The organism is Bordetella muralis (assembly GCF_965139205.1).
Lineage (GTDB): Bacteria > Pseudomonadota > Gammaproteobacteria > Burkholderiales > Burkholderiaceae_B > Bordetella_A > Bordetella_A muralis.
Window position 1 is genome coordinate 135983 of the sequence record NZ_CBCSIU010000002.1, and the last position, 14728, is coordinate 150710.

Genomic DNA, 14728 nt, shown 5'->3' on the forward strand with positions numbered 1-14728 from the left:
CGATTAAGTTTGACTATCAATTAATTAAAATAATTAAATTAGATAAATTAATAGCTATTGTTTATTATTTCCACATGGTCGCTGAAGACCTCTCAACACATCTGGAGATAAACGAATGCTGCAAAACCGCGAAGGCCAACGAGTCCCTAACGTCGCTTTCCCTGTCCGCGAGGGCAATGACTGGAAACAAGTGACGACTGACGATATTTTCAAGAACAAGACCGTTGTCGTCTTCTCCCTGCCCGGAGCTTTTACGCCGACTTGCTCGTCGACCCACTTGCCGCGTTACAACGAACTGGCATCGGCTTTCTTTGCCGAGGGCGTCGACAGCATTGTCTGCGTGTCGGTCAATGACACGTTCGTGATGAACGAATGGGCCAAGGATCAAGAGTCCGCCAACATCACCCTGCTGCCCGACGGTAACGGTGATTTCACCGAAGGCATGGGCATGCTGGTCGACAAGCGCGACCTGGGCTTTGGCAAGCGCAGCTGGCGCTACTCCATGCTGGTGAAAGACGGCGTGGTTGAAAAAATGTTCATCGAGCCGGAAAAAGAAGGCGACCCGTTTGAGGTCTCCGATGCGGACACGATGCTCGCCTACTTCGCCCCGAAAGCCAAGAAGCCCGATCAAGTCGTCGTGTTCTCCAAACCGGGCTGCCCGTTCTGCGTAGAGGCCAAGGCCCTGTTGGATGAGAAAGGCTACAACGCCATCGAAATCCCCTTGGAAAACAAGGTGCGCGGCCGTGTGATCGGCGCAGTGTCGGGTAAAGGAACTGCTCCGCAGATCTTTATCAATGGCAAGCTGATCGGTGGCTTGGAAGACCTGAAGGCACATTTCGCCTGATGGCAGGGCGGCGCTCGGAGATTGCGCAGCGCCACCTTGAACAGCTTCTCATAAATAACGCTCGCGCCAGTCATTAAGGCGGCTGCGCGGGCGTTTGTTTTGGGCGCGTTCGCCTTGCTCAGGGCGCAGCGCAAGATTCAGTAGGAAAAATGATGAAGACTCTGCATACCGATGTTGCGGTGATTGGCGCGGGCACCGCGGGGCTCGCGGCGTACCGTGCGGCGCGTGCGGCTGGCAAGCGCGCACTCTTGATCGAGGGCGGTCCCTATGGAACGACATGCGCGCGTGTCGGATGCATGCCTTCCAAACTGTTGATCGCCGCCGCCGAGGCCGCTCATCAGGCCGCGCACACGGCGCCGTTTGGCGTGCATGTGGATGGCCCGATCCGCGTTGATGGGCGCGAAGTCATGGCGCGCGTCCGCCGTGAGCGCGATCGCTTTGTCGGATTCGTGCTCGAGGGCGTTGAAAACATTCCTGCCGAGGACAAGATCCCTGGGTATGCGAAGTTCGTTTCAGACACGGTATTGCGCGTCGACGATCAAATCGAAATTCAGGCGGCTAGCGTGGTGATTGCGACAGGGTCGCGTCCCGTGGTGCCCCCGCCATTCCAAGGGTTGGGCGATCGTCTCGTGGTGAACGATGACGTGTTCGACTGGGACGACTTGCCCAGCAGTGTGGCGGTCTTTGGTCCTGGCGTCATTGGATTGGAACTGGGGCAAGCCCTGGCGCGTCTGGGTGTTCGCGTACGTGTGTTTGGTGTGAGCGGCAGTCTGGGCGGTCTGAGTGATCCCGCCGTGCGCCAGCGGGCGCGCCGCACGTTCCAGGACGAGTTCTATCTGGATCCGGATGCGCGTGTCCTGTCGACAACGCGCGTCGGCGATCAGGTGGAAGTGCGCTACATTGCGCTGGATAACACTGAACGCACCGAGACATTCGATTATGCGTTGGTGGCAACCGGCCGTCGCCCGAATGTGGATCAGCTGGATCTGCAAAACACCAGCCTCGTGCGTGATGCGCGCGGCGTGCCGGAATTTGATCGGCATACGCTGCAGTCTGGCAACTCGCAGATCTTTATCGCTGGAGACGCGAATGCAGACGTGCCGTTGTTGCACGAGGCTGCTGACGAAGGGCGCATTGCCGGCCAAAACGCCGCGCGGTATCCCGAGATGCAGCCTGGTTTGCGACGGGCGCAGTTAGGCGTGGTTTTTTCGGATCCGCAGATCGCATTGGTGGGTACGCCATACAGCCGCTTACCGCAGGGTGGATACGTCACAGGCGAAGTGGATTTTGGTGACCAAGGCCGTTCGCGCGTCATGCTGAAGAACAAAGGCATGTTGCACGTCTATGCCGAGATCGGTACCGGCCGTTTCCTGGGCGCGGAGATGATCGGCCCGTCGGCTGAGCACATTGGCCATCTGCTGGCATGGGCCGTGCAGCAAGATCTGACGATCGCCCAGATGCTCGACATGCCGTTCTATCATCCGGTCGTGGAAGAAGGCTTGCGTACGGCACTGCGCGATGCGGCGGCGCAACTGGCACGCGCCGATGCCACGCCGTTGCGTGCAGCGGCGTAGCCGCACCAGTCCTGTCCCGGCGTACGCGGGGCGAGGCGGGGAGAGCCCGCCCTGGTGTGCGGCGCTAGCCAGGGCAGGACTTTCCTATTGCAGTTTCACCTGAGCATCCGTGATCACCTGATGCCACGTATCGAGTTCGGCATCGATGTGCTTACCGAACTCCGCGGGAGTCGATCCCACGACTTCGTAGCCATAGCCGGCCAGTTGCTGCTGCAATGCAGGTTGTTTTACCGCGTTGGCGATGCCTGTGCTGAGCTTGTCGACGACGTCTTTTGGCACCCCTGTGGGCGCAATAATGCCGTACCAGCCATTGACGACAAAATCCGGCGTGCCGGACTCTTGCACCGTGGGTACCTGGGGCAGCACTGCTGCGCGTGCGTTGCCTGTCACCGCCAATGCCTTGAGTTTGCCGGCTTTCACCTGGGGTAGTGATGTCGAGATGCTGTCGAACATCAGTCCCACTTCATTGCCGATCAGGGCGACCACGGCAGGACCGCTGCCTTTGTATGGCACATGCAGCAGGTCGATGCCGGCCTTGCGCTTGAACAACTCGACCGCCAGGTGACTGGTGTTGCCATTGCCGGCCGACGCAAATGAGATTTTGCCGGGATGGGCCTTGGCGTATGCAATCATTTCCGGCAATGTGTTGTAGGGTGCCGGCGTGGGCGCGACGACTAACAGTGGCAGATTCGCCACCCACGATACGGGCGAAAAATCCTTGCGCGTGTCGTACGGCAATGATGGGTACAGGCTGGGATTGATCGCATGCGCGGCCAACACCATCAGCACGGTATAGCCATCCGGGGCCGAGCGCGCGAGCTGAGCCGTCGCAATCGAGCCACCCGCACCGGGTTTGTATTCAATGACAATGGGCTGCCCCAATTCTTTCTGCAGCACTGCGCCCAGTGGGCGTGCCAACATGTCCGCGCTGCCGCCGGGCGGGTAGGGAATCAGCAGGGTAATCGGCTTGTTGGGATAGTCCGATGCTGCGTGGGCGACTTCGGTTGCCATCAGGCAACTCAGCGCGCTCGCCAAACTCAATGCGGCTGCGCCAACCAGGCGTGTCCAACGTCGATTCCATGTCGCTAAGGTTGTCATGACGTCTCCTGCTTTCTGGTGGGTGATGAGGCGATGCGTCGTCGGATTCGCTTTTATTGCAGTCGGCGATATCCTCTATCCACTCGCGTTCGAGCAACGTCGATTCCCGGCGTCAATCACGCTCGATATTGCACGCGATCATCGGTTACGCGTTCGATAATGCGCGGCGGGATCGGCGTGTGCAGCGTGGCTTGCGTGACGGATTGCAGTGTGGCGATGCTGATCCCATCCAGAATGGCGTAGAGCACCATTCCTTGCGTGCTAATGTCAACTACGGCCATGTCGGTGTAGACACGGTCCACCACCTTTAAACCCGTCAGGGGATAGCTGCATCGTTCCAATAGCTTCGGCATCCCTTCGCGTGTGCAGTGATCCATGGTGATGTAGACCTTGCGCGCGCCTACTGCCAGATCCATTGCGCCGCCTACGGCGGGAATGGCGTCCTTTGCATCGGTAATCCAATTGGCCAGGTCCCCGTTGGCCGCGACTTGAAAACCGCCCAACACGGTGTAGTCCAGATGGCCGCCGCGCATCATGGCAAACGATACGGTGTGTTCGGAGATGGATGCACCTGGCAACAGCGAGATGGTCTCGCGGCTGGCGTTGATCAGATCGGGATCGGCTTGTTCACCCTCGACAACGGCGCCCATGCCCAAAATGCCATTCTCACTATGCAGCACGATTTCTCGATCCGGCGGGAGGTAGTTCGACACTAGTGTAGGCATGCCGATGCCCAGATTGACGATGGATCCGTCAGGGATATCGCTGGCCACGAGTTGAGCGATGTGATGGCGAGACAGACGTTGTTCGCGTGGGGGCAATAGCGCTTGACTCATTGGGGATCCTTGGCGAGTACCACGGTCTTTACAAAAATGCCTGGCGTCATGACGTGCTCTGGCGCGATCGCGCCTAGCTCTACGATCTGGTCGACCTGGGCGATAGTGTGCCGTGCGGCCGAACTCATGACGGGGTTGAAGTTGCGCGCCGCAAACCGATAAGTCAGATTGCCCCAACGATCACCCAAATGGCCGCGCACCAATGCAAAGTCAGCGCGCAACGGTTGCTCCAGCACATAGCCGATGTCATCGATGACGCAGGTCTGCTTGCCTTCGGCCAACGGCGTGCCATAGCCGGTAGGGGTAAAAAACGGCCCTAGTCCGGCACCGCCTGCGCGAATGCGTTCGGCCAGCGTGCCTTGCGGGACGACCTCCAGTGCCACCTGGCCTGCGCGGTAGGCGGCGGCAAAGACCTCGGAATTAGGCGGGCGGGGGTGCGAACAAATCACTTTGCTCACTTGTCTGGCCTGGATGAGCGCCGCGATGCCGCGATCGAATGTGCCGCTGTTGTTGCTGATGATTGTCAAATCCCGCGAGCCGTGTTGCAGCAGGGCTTGCATCAATTGCATCGGAACACCGGCTTCGCCGAATCCGCCGATCATGATGCTGGCGCCGTCTGTGATGGGCGAGACGGCGTCCCGCAGGGAAGGGCATATTTTGTTGATCACCGGCTACTCCTGCTTCAAGCCTGCTTTTTGCACAATGTCTTTCCATTGCGTCCGTTCGCGCTCTACGAACGCCGCATAATCTTTGGGCGTATCACCGCCGGGTTCGCCACCCAATGCGCGAAAACGTTCGGCGATGGGGCCGTCGTGGATGATTTTGCTAGTGGCTTGCTGCATCTGGTTCACGATGTTCATGTCGGTACCAGCAGGGGCGAACAGACCGAACCACGCGGTGACAACCATGTCTTTCACGCCGGCTTCTTCCATGGTGGGCACATCGGGCAGCACGGGCGACCTTTTTGCGCTCGTGACCGCCAATGCGCGAAATTTTCCATCTTGTATTGCGCCTAGCGAGCTGGGAAGGTTGTCGATCATGAAGGTGAATTGGGACCCGAGCAGTGCGGCGACGGCGGGACCGGCGCCTTTGTATGGAACGTGGGTTGCCTCGATGCCTGTGCGCTGTTTGAACATCTCGGCAGACATATGTGGTGATTGGCCCGTGCCGGACGATCCCACGGTGACTGGTTCCTTTTTCGCGGCTGCAATCAATTCCGCTACGGTTTTGTAGGGAGATTTGGCGTTCACGACCAGGATGTTGGGCACCATGATGACCTGCGTCACGGGCGTGAAATCGGTAGGTTTGTAGGGCAGCTCTTTGTACAGGGAATAATTGATGGCATTTGGGCCGATATTGCCCATGAGAAACGTATAGCCGTCATTCTTGGCGCGGGCGACCAGCTGTGCGCCAATGATGCCGCCGGCACCGGCGCGGTTTTCTATGACGACTTGCTGCTTCAAGGCAGTGCTGAGTTTTTCGCCTACTAGGCGAGCCACGATGTCGGTGGTGCCGCCTGGGGCGGCCGGGACGATGATGGTGATAGGATGGTCGGGCCAGGCCGCGTTTGCCTGAGCCGCGCCAGCCAGCGCGCACACCATCGCAAGACGCCGTACGTTCTTGATCATGAATGTCTCCACGGTCGCCGGATGTTTTTGTGTTCCGGCGTTATTGGTATCTCGGTCGCAATGTGTGCGGCACGGATAGAGTGTTACCGGTGGAGCTTGCGGTGACTATTTGCTTTTGCTGAAGTTAGGGTTCGGCGGAGCAAAGTGCTTTGATTCGACTGTTGTTGTTGCTATTGCTATTGCTATTGTCGTTAGTGCCATTGCTGCTGCGGGATTGTCGTTCTTTAGGCGTCCCAGCCGGTCGCCTGAAAGCCGCACCGGGCCTATCGCACGGACTCGGCCCATGACCAGGGGGCNNAGGCTATATCGCGGCTCAACGGCCCGGTGCGGCTTNCAGGCGACCGGCTGGGACTCACAACGAGGAAATGCCGCGGATGCTGTCTGGCATGCGCCAGGATTTTTAATAGTCGAATTGTTGAGCCACGGCTCTAGCACTCGATGAACGTCATCTGGAGATTGTTTTGCCAGCCGTCGTTAATCTCTAATGCAGCTGGTGGTCGGGGTGCGAAGGCGATGCTGGCCTTTTGAGCGACGGGCAGTCCCCGAAGGGGACCTCGGCGCCTGGTGTTGCGCCGAGCCGTTGCGATTAGGCCAGCATCGCCTTCGCACCCCGGCCGCCAGCGTCAAAAGAACCAACCACGGCACAAAAGAACCAACAACCGCTCAATAAAACCCAGAACAACCCATCATAAAAATCTAAGCCGCCCGCTTTTGCTCTTCATCCCCCGCCAGCGCATCCAACACAGCCCGCTCAAACTGCATCTGACTGCGAGGCTTCTCCAGCGTCGATCCCGTGAGAATGAATACGTCTTCGACACGATCGCCCAACGTCATGATCTTGGCCATGCTGACCTCGACCTTGTGTTTAGAGAACACCCGCGTCAACGCGTGCAGCAAGCCCGGACGATCCGTTGCCGTCACAGACAAACGCCATGATTGGCTGCGTTCATCAGGCTGCAATTCAGCCTGAGGCAGGACAGGAAAAGCCTTTGAGATACGGGATTGGCGACGTTGCGGCGCCACCTGATAGGTGGCCGGAGCGCTCGTGCCATCCTGCAGCTGACGCAAGCGCTGCGTCAGTTCGTGTTCAACCAGCGTCGCCTGCGCACGTAGATCCGACGTGCCTTCCGGCGGCAGCACGATGAAACTGTCCAATGCCCAGCCGTGCCGTGTTGTATGAATGCGGGCATCCTGAATGCTCAGTGCCTTGGCGTCAAAGTATCCGCAGATTGCCACCACCAATTCTGCGACGTCTCGCGTGTACACCATGATCTGCAGGCCTTCGCCGTGTTCGGTGGGGCGGGCGCGTACGACTGGTGCATCGGGTGCGACCTGGTAATACAAATGGCGCGTGTGCCATGCGATGTCCGACGCGTCGTGGCGCAGGAAATACGCCACGTCCAACTGGTTCCAGAACGCCTCGCGGGCATCGTCTCGCAGGCCCGCCAAACGGGTCAAGCGTGCGGCTTCTTCTTTGCGTTCGGTCAACACGGTGTGCGTGTCGGCAGGCGATCCCCCCAGCGCCGCCAAGGTCAGGCGATAGAGGTCTTCCAGGAGCTTGCCTTTCCAGGCATTCCAGACCTTGGGGCTGGTGCCGCGGATATCGGCCACTGTCAGCAAATACAGCGCAGTCAGATGCCGTTCGTCACGCACGGTGGCGGCAAAATCGGCGATCACGGCGGGGTCAGAGAGATCGCGTTTCTGTGCCACGGCAGACATCAGCAGGTGCTGGCGCACGAGAAACTCGACGAGTTCTGCATCCTCGGGATCCAGGCCGTGATCGTGCGCAAAACGCCGTACTTCGCGTGCGCCCAATTCCGAGTGGTCGCCGCCGCGGCCTTTGGCGATGTCGTGAAACAGCGCTGCGACATACAGCAGCCAATGGCGTTCGAGGTTGGCGATCAACTGGCTGGCCAATGGATATTCCTGCGCGTGCTCGGGCATGGTAAAGCGCCGAACATTGCGCACGACCGCGAGGGTGTGCTGGTCAACGGTATAGACGTGGAACAAATCGTGCTGCATTTGCCCGACGATGCGCCGAAATACCGGCAGGTAACGCGGCAGAATGTTCAGCATCGTCATACGCCGCAGTTCGTGCACAATGCCGCGCGGTTGCTGCAGAATCTGCAAGAACAGTTTGCGGTTGACCGGATTGCGCCGGAACTGCGCATCGATGCGGTGACGCGAGTGCCAGATGGCACGCAGGGTGCGCGGCGACATGCCGGTCAGTTCGGTGTGCTGCTGCATCAGCAGGAATGCGCGCAGCAACAGCGTCGGTTTGCGTTCGAATCCATCGTCGCGAACGATATCGAGGCGATTGCGTACGTTGCGGAAATCTTCGTCGATGTCGCGTGCGTCGGTGTCGGGACGAGGGTAGAGGCGCTCCTCAATGCTGGGCACGAGGATCGCGTTTAACTGCGTCACCAGACGTGCAGCCCAGTAGTACCGCTGCATCAATATTTCGCTGCTGCGGCGGGTGGCCGTGGCCTGTATCCCATAGATCTCTGCCAAACCCGGTTGCAGGTCAAACAGCAGGCGGTCTTCGCGTCGCCCAGTCAGCAGGTGCAATTCAATCCGCAGGCGTTTGAAAGCCTGCTCGGCACGGCGCAGGTCGCGTGCCTCGGAGGGCGTCAATAGTCCCGCTTGTGCGACTTCTTTCCAGGTGCCACCAAAGCCGGCCGCGCGCGCCATCCACAGGATCACTTGCAGATCGCGCAGCCCGCCCGGAGATTCCTTGCAATTGGGCTCCAGCGCATACGGCGTGTCTTGATAGCGTGCATGACGCTGCTGCATTTCGACGCGTTTGGCCTGGAAAAAGGCCGGTGCGTCCATTTGCTGCTGGATAGTGGACTCGAACTGCTTCATGAGCGAGCGGCTGCCAGCCAGCCAACGCGATTCAAGCAGCGCGGTTTGGACGGTGATGTCGGCATCGGCTTCGCGGACGCAGTCTTCCAGGGTGCGTACGCTGTGCCCTGGCTCGAGCCCCAGATCCCAGAGCGCGGCAACCAGTGTCTGAATGGCCTCGGCGTCGGTAGGCGAGGGCGCATGTGGCAACAGGATCAGCAGGTCGACGTCGGAATGCGGATAGAGTTCGCCACGGCCATAACCGCCCACGGCCGCCAACGTGGCGCCAGCAGGCAGAGGATGCAGCTTGAGCAAGTCGCGCAGCGCCTGATCGACAAGGCGTCGCAGATCGGTCAGGAGGGTATCGGGCCGTCGATGTTGGCGAAACTGCGCAATCGCAGCGCGACGGGCAGCCTGGAGGCGCTCGCGCAGATCGGATAGCCTGGTGGGGATGGCGTTCATGGCAGGACCTGCCCTGTAGGTGTACAAAATAAAACGCGATGTCGCTCAGACAGTCGACCGGCCGGTGCATGGCTGGCACCCGATACAGGGCTGGTGAGCAGGGCGCACGAGGCGCCCTTGATCATGCCACGCCTGCGATCAGGCAGCCGGCAATATGAGCCGGTCGGCGATGAAGTCGGGCGGTTGGCGCACGCCAGCCGACAACGTCAAGACTTCGTAGCCCGTGTCCGTGACCAGCACGGCATGTTCCCATTGTGCCGACAGGCTGTGATCGCGGGTGACGACTGTCCAGCCATCGGACAACTGGCGAATCTCGCGGCGGCCGGCGTTGATCATCGGTTCGATCGTGAAAATCATCCCGGTCACCAGCGGCACGCCCGTACCGGGCTTGCCATAGTGCAGGACCTGGGGGTCTTCGTGAAAGCGGCGGCCGACACCGTGGCCGCAGTATTCGCGCACCACGGAATAGCCGTTGGATTCGGCATGTTTTTGAATGGCATGGCCGATATCGCCCAGCGTGGCGCCATTACGCACCTGCTGGATGCCTTTCCACATGCACTCGAAGGTCACCTCGGCCAGGCGGCGGGACTGGATGCTGGGCTCGCCGACGTGGTACATGCGGCTGGTATCGCCGAACCAGCCATCCTTGATGATGGTGACGTCGATATTGAGCGAATCGCCGTTTTTCAGGACCTTGTCGCCCGGGATGCCGTGGCAGATCTGGTGGTTGACCGAGGTACAGATCGCGCCGGGAAAAGGCGGATATCCCGGAGGCGCGTAGCCCACCGTCGCCGATTTCACCTTGAGCTCGTCAGTCAGGTATTCCAGGCACAAACGGTCCAGTTCACCCGTGGTGACACCTGGTTTGACGTGAGGGGTAATGAAATCGAGGATTTTGGCGGCGTCCCGGCAAGCGGCGCGCATTTTGTCCAGATCGGCGGGGTTGGTAACGAGTCCCATGTATGGTGAAGTGTCTTTGGCTTGAGTAAGTGGATAGAAAGATAGTAGAATTATAGGCTTGCCTGAAAACCGGGGGCAATGCTTGGGTTACCGCCCGCTGATCGCTGCTATCTATATAGCGCTCGTGATCGCGAGGGGCCGAGGTGTTGCCGGTGGCCGGGTCTACTTTGAGATGCATTGTAGGCCCTATGCTGCTACGGTCGTCTGGGTTTGTTCTCCATAGCGGGGGTTTTGCTGTGGTGATCGGCCGGCCGGGTTCAGGGCTAGACCATTTCGATGGCCAGGTGGCCATCGAAAAATCGCGCGTTATGCCACCCAGGGTGCCAGCCGTGTCATGCACGGGCCGGTACAGGCGTAACGCAAGAACCAACCCTCGGAGAACATTATGTCCCTCATGCGCGAAATGCTGGAAGCCGGTGTCCACTTTGGTCACCAGACCCGTTACTGGAACCCCAAGATGGCCCCGTACATCTTCGGTCACCGTAACAAGATTCACATCATCAACCTCGAAAAGACCGTCGAGAAATACCAAGACGCCACCAAGTTCGTGAAACAACTGGCTGCCCGTGGCGGCAACATCCTGTTCGTCGGCACCAAGCGCGCCGCTCGCGAACTGGTCGCTACCGAAGCCGCCCGTTGCGGCATGCCCTTCGTTGACGCTCGCTGGTTGGGCGGCATGCTGACCAACTTCAAGACGGTCAAGACCTCGGTCAAACGCCTGAAGGACATGGAAACCGTCGTCGCCGAAGGCGGCGCCGAGCGCATGATCAAGAAAGAAGGCCTGCTGTTCCAACGCGAACTGGACAAGCTGAACAAGTCCATCGGCGGCATCAAGGACATGAACGGTCTGCCCGACGCGCTGTTCGTGATCGACGTTGGCTACCACAAGATCGCCATCGCCGAAGCCCGCACGCTGGGTATCCCCGTGGTGGCCGTGGTTGATACCAACCACTCGCCCGACGGCGTGGATTACATCATCCCCGGCAACGACGACTCGGCCAAGGCCATCGCGCTGTACGCCAAGGGCATCGCTGACGCCGTGCTCGAGGGCCGCGAACAGAACCTGAACGGCATCGTCGAAGAAGCCGGCGAAGGCTCGGAAGAGTTCGTCGAAGTGCAGGACAACCAGGCCTAAGGCCTGATCCGATGGTGGTTTGTGACAGCCAGGTCTGTTACAACCGCCGTCGGACGTCTCGAGACGGGCTCCCGTCTCATGCCCGCCGAAAGCGGGCGTCTTGTCGAATCAAACCATATGCCCCGGTGTGACCGGGGCATGTCTAAGCGAAATTGGAGCAATCATGGCTGAAATTACCGCCGCCCTCGTCAAGGAACTGCGTGAGAAAACCGACGCGCCCATGATGGAGTGCAAGAAGGCCCTGACCGAAGCCGAAGGCGATCTGGCCCGTGCCGAAGAAATCCTGCGCGTCAAGCTGGGCAACAAGGCCAGCAAGGCTGCCGCCCGCGTGACGGCCGAAGGCCTGATCGGCCTGTTCATCTCGGCTGATGCCAAGCAAGGCGCAGTCATCGAAGTCAACTGCGAGACCGACTTCGTTGCCAAGAACGACGACTTCGTCGCTTTTGTGAACAAGCTGGCCGAGCTGGTCACCACGCAAAACCCCGCCGATGTGGCCGCCTTGTCGGCGCTGCCCCTGGGCGAAGGCACCGTTGACACCACCCGTACCGCTCTGGTCGGCAAGATCGGTGAAAACATCTCCGTACGCCGCTTCCAGCGCATCGAAACCCCCAACGCGCTGGCCAGCTACGTGCACGGCGGCCGGATCGGCGTGCTGGTTGAATACACGGGCACCGAAGAAATCGGCAAAGACCTGGCCATGCACATCGCTGCGACCAAGCCCAAGGCCCTGAACGCCGAAGGCGTAGCCGCCGCTGACATCGCCGCCGAGCGTTCGGTTGCCGAACAAAAGGCTGCCGAGTCCGGCAAGCCTGCCGAAATCGTCGCCAAGATGGTCGAGGGTTCGGTGCAGAAGTTCCTGAAAGAAGTTACGCTGCTGTCGCAGCCCTTCGTCAAGAACGACAAGCAATCGGTTGAACAGATGCTCAAGGAAAAGAGCGCCTCGATCAGCCAATTCGTGTTGTTCGTCGTAGGCGAGGGCATCGAGAAAAAGACCAGCGACTTCGCCGCTGAAGTCGCCGCCGCCGCCGCTGGCCGCGCCTAAGTAGTCGTAGTACCCAGGGCCGGCTAGATAAACATCTAGTCCGGCCCTATTTCTTGTCTTACACTTTCGTCGGATCGTTCCCTGGGACATCACCTATGAGCAGCAGATCATACAAACGGGTTCTTCTCAAACTTTCCGGCGAGGCGCTGATGGGCGATGATGCTTTTGGCATCAATCGCAGCACCATTGTGCGCATGACCGATGAAATTGCAGAAGTCTCGGCGCTAGGCGTCGAACTGGCCATCGTGATTGGCGGTGGCAATATTTTCCGTGGCGTCGCGCCCGGCGCCCAGGGCATGGATCGCGCCACGGCCGACTACATGGGCATGATGGCGACCATCATGAACGCGCTCGCTCTCCAGGACGCGCTGAAAAACAAAGGCGTCGATGCGCGCGTACAGTCGGCCCTGAATATCGACCAGGTCGTCGAACCCTATATCCGCCCCAAGGCCCTGCGTTACCTCGAAGAGGGCAAAGTGGTGATTTTCGCGGCGGGTACGGGCAATCCGTTTTTCACGACTGATACGGCTGCCGCATTGCGCGGCGCCGAAATCGGCGCTGAAATCGTGTTGAAGGCCACCAAGGTCGACGGCATCTACAGCGCCGATCCCAACAAAGACCCCACGGCGACGCGTTACACCCGCATCAGCTTCGACGAGGCCATCGTGCGCCGCCTCGAAGTCATGGATGCGACGGCGTTTGCGCTTTGCCGCGACCAGAAACTGCCCCTGAAAGTGTTTTCGATCAATAAGTCCGGCGCACTCAAGCGTGTCGTCAGCGGCGAAGACGAAGGCACGTTGGTACACGTTTAAGCAAAGGATATTTTCATGAGCGTCGCAGAAGTCCGCAAATCGGCCGAAACCCGCATGGCCAAGTCGCTGGAAACGCTGAAAGTCAACCTGTCCAAGATCCGTACGGGCCGTGCCCATACGGGTATCCTGGATCACGTCCAGGTCGAATACTACGGTTCGCCGGTTCCCGTCAGCCAAGTCGCCAACGTGAACCTGGTCGATGCGCGTACCATCAGCGTGCAGCCCTACGAAAAGCCCATGGCCGCGGTGATCGAGAAGGCCATTCGTGAGTCGGATCTGGGCCTGAACCCCATTTCGATGGGCGAAACCATCCGTGTCCCGATGCCGGCTCTGACCGAAGAGCGCCGTCGTGATCTGACCAAAGTGGTCAAGAGCGAGGGCGAGGATGCCAAGATCGCTGTGCGTAACCTGCGTCGCGAGGCTAACGAGTCGCTCAAGAAGCTTGTCAAAGACAAGGAAATCTCCGAGGACGACGAGCGCCGCGCCCAGGACGAGGTGCAAAAGCTGACCGATCGTAGCGTTACCGAGATCGACAAATTGGTCTCCACGAAAGAAGCGGAGATCATGACCGTATAATCGGGTCAGGATATTGTTCGCACGCGCGCCGCTTGCGCCGTACCGTTGCTGCATGGCCGGCACGGTGCTGGTGTGGCGGCGTGATTTTTTTGATTTTCAGCTTAGATAAGGCCCTGACGGCCCGACTTGTTTCCTACATGGCAATCAGTTCCACCCAGGCGATTCCCGCCACGCAGGCAGTTCCGCAGCACGTTGCCATCATCATGGATGGTAACGGCCGCTGGGCAACGCGCCGGCATTTGCCGCGTACCGCCGGGCACGCCAAGGGCGTACAGGCTGTACGGCGCGTGGTGGAGGCTTGCGGACGGCGCGGGGTGCGTTATCTGACCTTGTTTGCCTTCAGCTCCGAGAACTGGAGGCGTCCTGTCGAAGAAGTGTCCTTGCTGATGCGTCTGTTCGTGCAGGCGCTGGAGCGCGAGGTCGACAAGCTCAACGATCAGGGCGTACGCCTGCATGTGGTCGGCGATCTGTCGCATTTCGAGCCGCGGCTGCAGTCGTTGATCGCCGATGCGCAGGCTCGCACGGCACACAATGATCGCTTGCATCTGACCGTGGCCGCCAATTACGGCGGACGCTGGGACGTATTGCAGGCAACGCGCGCCATGCTTGCCCAGCACCCTGAGTTGGCCAGTGATCCGCAGCGTATTGACGAAACGCATCTGAGCAACCACTTGTCCATGGCCTGGGCGCCGGAGCCCGACTTGTTCATCCGCACCGGCGGCGAGCAACGCATTTCCAATTTTCTGATTTGGCAACTGGCGTATACCGAGTTGTACTTCACCGATCATTACTGGCCTGATTTCGGCGCAGATGAGCTCGAGGCGGCATTCGAGTGGTACCGCACCCGCGAACGCCGTTTTGGCCGTACCAGCGCACAGTTGCGCGACGACGCGGCGCGCTGAGGCCTCCGGAGACAT

At 59.7% G+C, this 14728-nt stretch carries 14 protein-coding genes; 7 read left to right on the forward strand and 7 right to left on the reverse strand.

Annotation, left to right across the window (positions count from 1 at the left end; genetic code table 11):
* Positions 1-115: 115 nt before the first annotated feature.
* Positions 116-844, forward strand: a complete 729-nt coding sequence (locus ACNA0I_RS04990; protein WP_415804960.1) for a glutathione peroxidase — start codon at positions 116-118, stop codon at positions 842-844.
* A 152-nt stretch (positions 845-996) separates the two neighbouring features.
* Positions 997-2418 (forward strand): dihydrolipoyl dehydrogenase, encoded by a 1422-nt coding sequence (locus ACNA0I_RS04995; protein ID WP_415804961.1) that lies wholly within the window; start codon positions 997-999, stop codon positions 2416-2418.
* A gap of 84 nt (positions 2419-2502) precedes the next feature.
* On the opposite strand, the gene ACNA0I_RS05000 is transcribed toward ACNA0I_RS04995, so the two are convergent.
* The 7 genes from ACNA0I_RS05000 to map form a co-directional block, all read right to left on the reverse strand.
* Complete coding sequence (locus ACNA0I_RS05000; RefSeq protein WP_415804962.1) at positions 2503-3516, reverse strand: tripartite tricarboxylate transporter substrate binding protein; 1014 nt, start codon at positions 3514-3516, stop codon at positions 2503-2505.
* 116 nt (positions 3517-3632) lie between these two features.
* Entirely contained in the window at positions 3633-4352 is a 720-nt protein-coding gene (locus ACNA0I_RS05005; RefSeq protein ID WP_415804963.1) for a 3-oxoacid CoA-transferase subunit B, read from the reverse strand.
* Complete coding sequence (locus ACNA0I_RS05010; protein ID WP_415804964.1) at positions 4349-5020, reverse strand: 3-oxoacid CoA-transferase subunit A; 672 nt, start codon at positions 5018-5020, stop codon at positions 4349-4351. Before ACNA0I_RS05010 ends, ACNA0I_RS05005 begins: the two co-directional genes overlap by 4 nt.
* Before the next feature lie 3 nt (positions 5021-5023).
* Positions 5024-5980, reverse strand: a complete 957-nt coding sequence (locus ACNA0I_RS05015; RefSeq protein WP_415804965.1) for a Bug family tripartite tricarboxylate transporter substrate binding protein — start codon at positions 5978-5980, stop codon at positions 5024-5026.
* Positions 5981-6085: 105 nt separating this feature from the next.
* Positions 6086-6276, reverse strand: a 191-nt coding sequence (locus ACNA0I_RS05020) for a hypothetical protein (protein ID WP_415804966.1), incomplete at its 5' end; no start/stop codon positions are given.
* Between the two features lie 400 nt (positions 6277-6676).
* A complete protein-coding gene (locus tag ACNA0I_RS05025; protein ID WP_415804967.1) occupies positions 6677-9286 on the reverse strand; it encodes a [protein-PII] uridylyltransferase in 2610 nt (869 codons plus the stop codon).
* 138 nt (positions 9287-9424) lie between these two features.
* Entirely contained in the window at positions 9425-10246 is an 822-nt protein-coding gene (gene map, locus ACNA0I_RS05030) for a type I methionyl aminopeptidase (RefSeq protein ID WP_415804968.1), read from the reverse strand.
* 385 nt (positions 10247-10631) lie between these two features.
* Between map and rpsB the strand changes: the two genes are divergently transcribed.
* From rpsB to uppS, 5 genes are all read left to right on the forward strand, one after another.
* Positions 10632-11381 (forward strand): 30S ribosomal protein S2, encoded by a 750-nt coding sequence (gene rpsB, locus ACNA0I_RS05035; protein ID WP_415804969.1) that lies wholly within the window; start codon positions 10632-10634, stop codon positions 11379-11381.
* A 163-nt stretch (positions 11382-11544) separates the two neighbouring features.
* On the forward strand, positions 11545-12423 hold the full coding sequence (gene tsf, locus ACNA0I_RS05040; protein WP_415804971.1) for a translation elongation factor Ts: 879 nt from the start codon (positions 11545-11547) through the stop codon (positions 12421-12423).
* A 95-nt stretch (positions 12424-12518) separates the two neighbouring features.
* A complete protein-coding gene (pyrH, locus tag ACNA0I_RS05045) occupies positions 12519-13235 on the forward strand; it encodes a UMP kinase (RefSeq protein WP_094821240.1) in 717 nt (238 codons plus the stop codon).
* A 15-nt stretch (positions 13236-13250) separates the two neighbouring features.
* Positions 13251-13811: a ribosome recycling factor gene (frr, locus tag ACNA0I_RS05050; protein ID WP_415804973.1), complete on the forward strand. Its 561-nt coding sequence runs from the start codon at positions 13251-13253 to the stop codon at positions 13809-13811.
* A gap of 137 nt (positions 13812-13948) precedes the next feature.
* Positions 13949-14713 carry a polyprenyl diphosphate synthase gene (gene uppS / locus ACNA0I_RS05055; RefSeq protein ID WP_415804974.1) on the forward strand — a complete coding sequence of 255 codons (765 nt, stop codon included), beginning with the start codon at positions 13949-13951 and terminating at the stop codon, positions 14711-14713.
* Positions 14714-14728: the final 15 nt, after the last annotated feature.

Coding starts and splice junctions, on each gene's coding strand:
- ACNA0I_RS04990 (WP_415804960.1), top strand. CDS start 116: ATGCTGCAAAACCGCGAAGGCCAACGAGTCCCTAACGTCGCTTTCCCT.
- ACNA0I_RS04995 (WP_415804961.1), top strand. CDS start 997: ATGAAGACTCTGCATACCGATGTTGCGGTGATTGGCGCGGGCACCGCG.
- ACNA0I_RS05000 (WP_415804962.1), bottom strand. CDS start 3,516: ATGACAACCTTAGCGACATGGAATCGACGTTGGACACGCCTGGTTGGC.
- ACNA0I_RS05005 (WP_415804963.1), bottom strand. CDS start 4,352: ATGAGTCAAGCGCTATTGCCCCCACGCGAACAACGTCTGTCTCGCCAT.
- ACNA0I_RS05015 (WP_415804965.1), bottom strand. CDS start 5,980: ATGATCAAGAACGTACGGCGTCTTGCGATGGTGTGCGCGCTGGCTGGC.
- ACNA0I_RS05025 (WP_415804967.1), bottom strand. CDS start 9,286: ATGAACGCCATCCCCACCAGGCTATCCGATCTGCGCGAGCGCCTCCAG.
- map (WP_415804968.1), bottom strand. CDS start 10,246: ATGGGACTCGTTACCAACCCCGCCGATCTGGACAAAATGCGCGCCGCT.
- rpsB (WP_415804969.1), top strand. CDS start 10,632: ATGTCCCTCATGCGCGAAATGCTGGAAGCCGGTGTCCACTTTGGTCAC.
- tsf (WP_415804971.1), top strand. CDS start 11,545: ATGGCTGAAATTACCGCCGCCCTCGTCAAGGAACTGCGTGAGAAAACC.
- pyrH (WP_094821240.1), top strand. CDS start 12,519: ATGAGCAGCAGATCATACAAACGGGTTCTTCTCAAACTTTCCGGCGAG.
- frr (WP_415804973.1), top strand. CDS start 13,251: ATGAGCGTCGCAGAAGTCCGCAAATCGGCCGAAACCCGCATGGCCAAG.
- uppS (WP_415804974.1), top strand. CDS start 13,949: ATGGCAATCAGTTCCACCCAGGCGATTCCCGCCACGCAGGCAGTTCCG.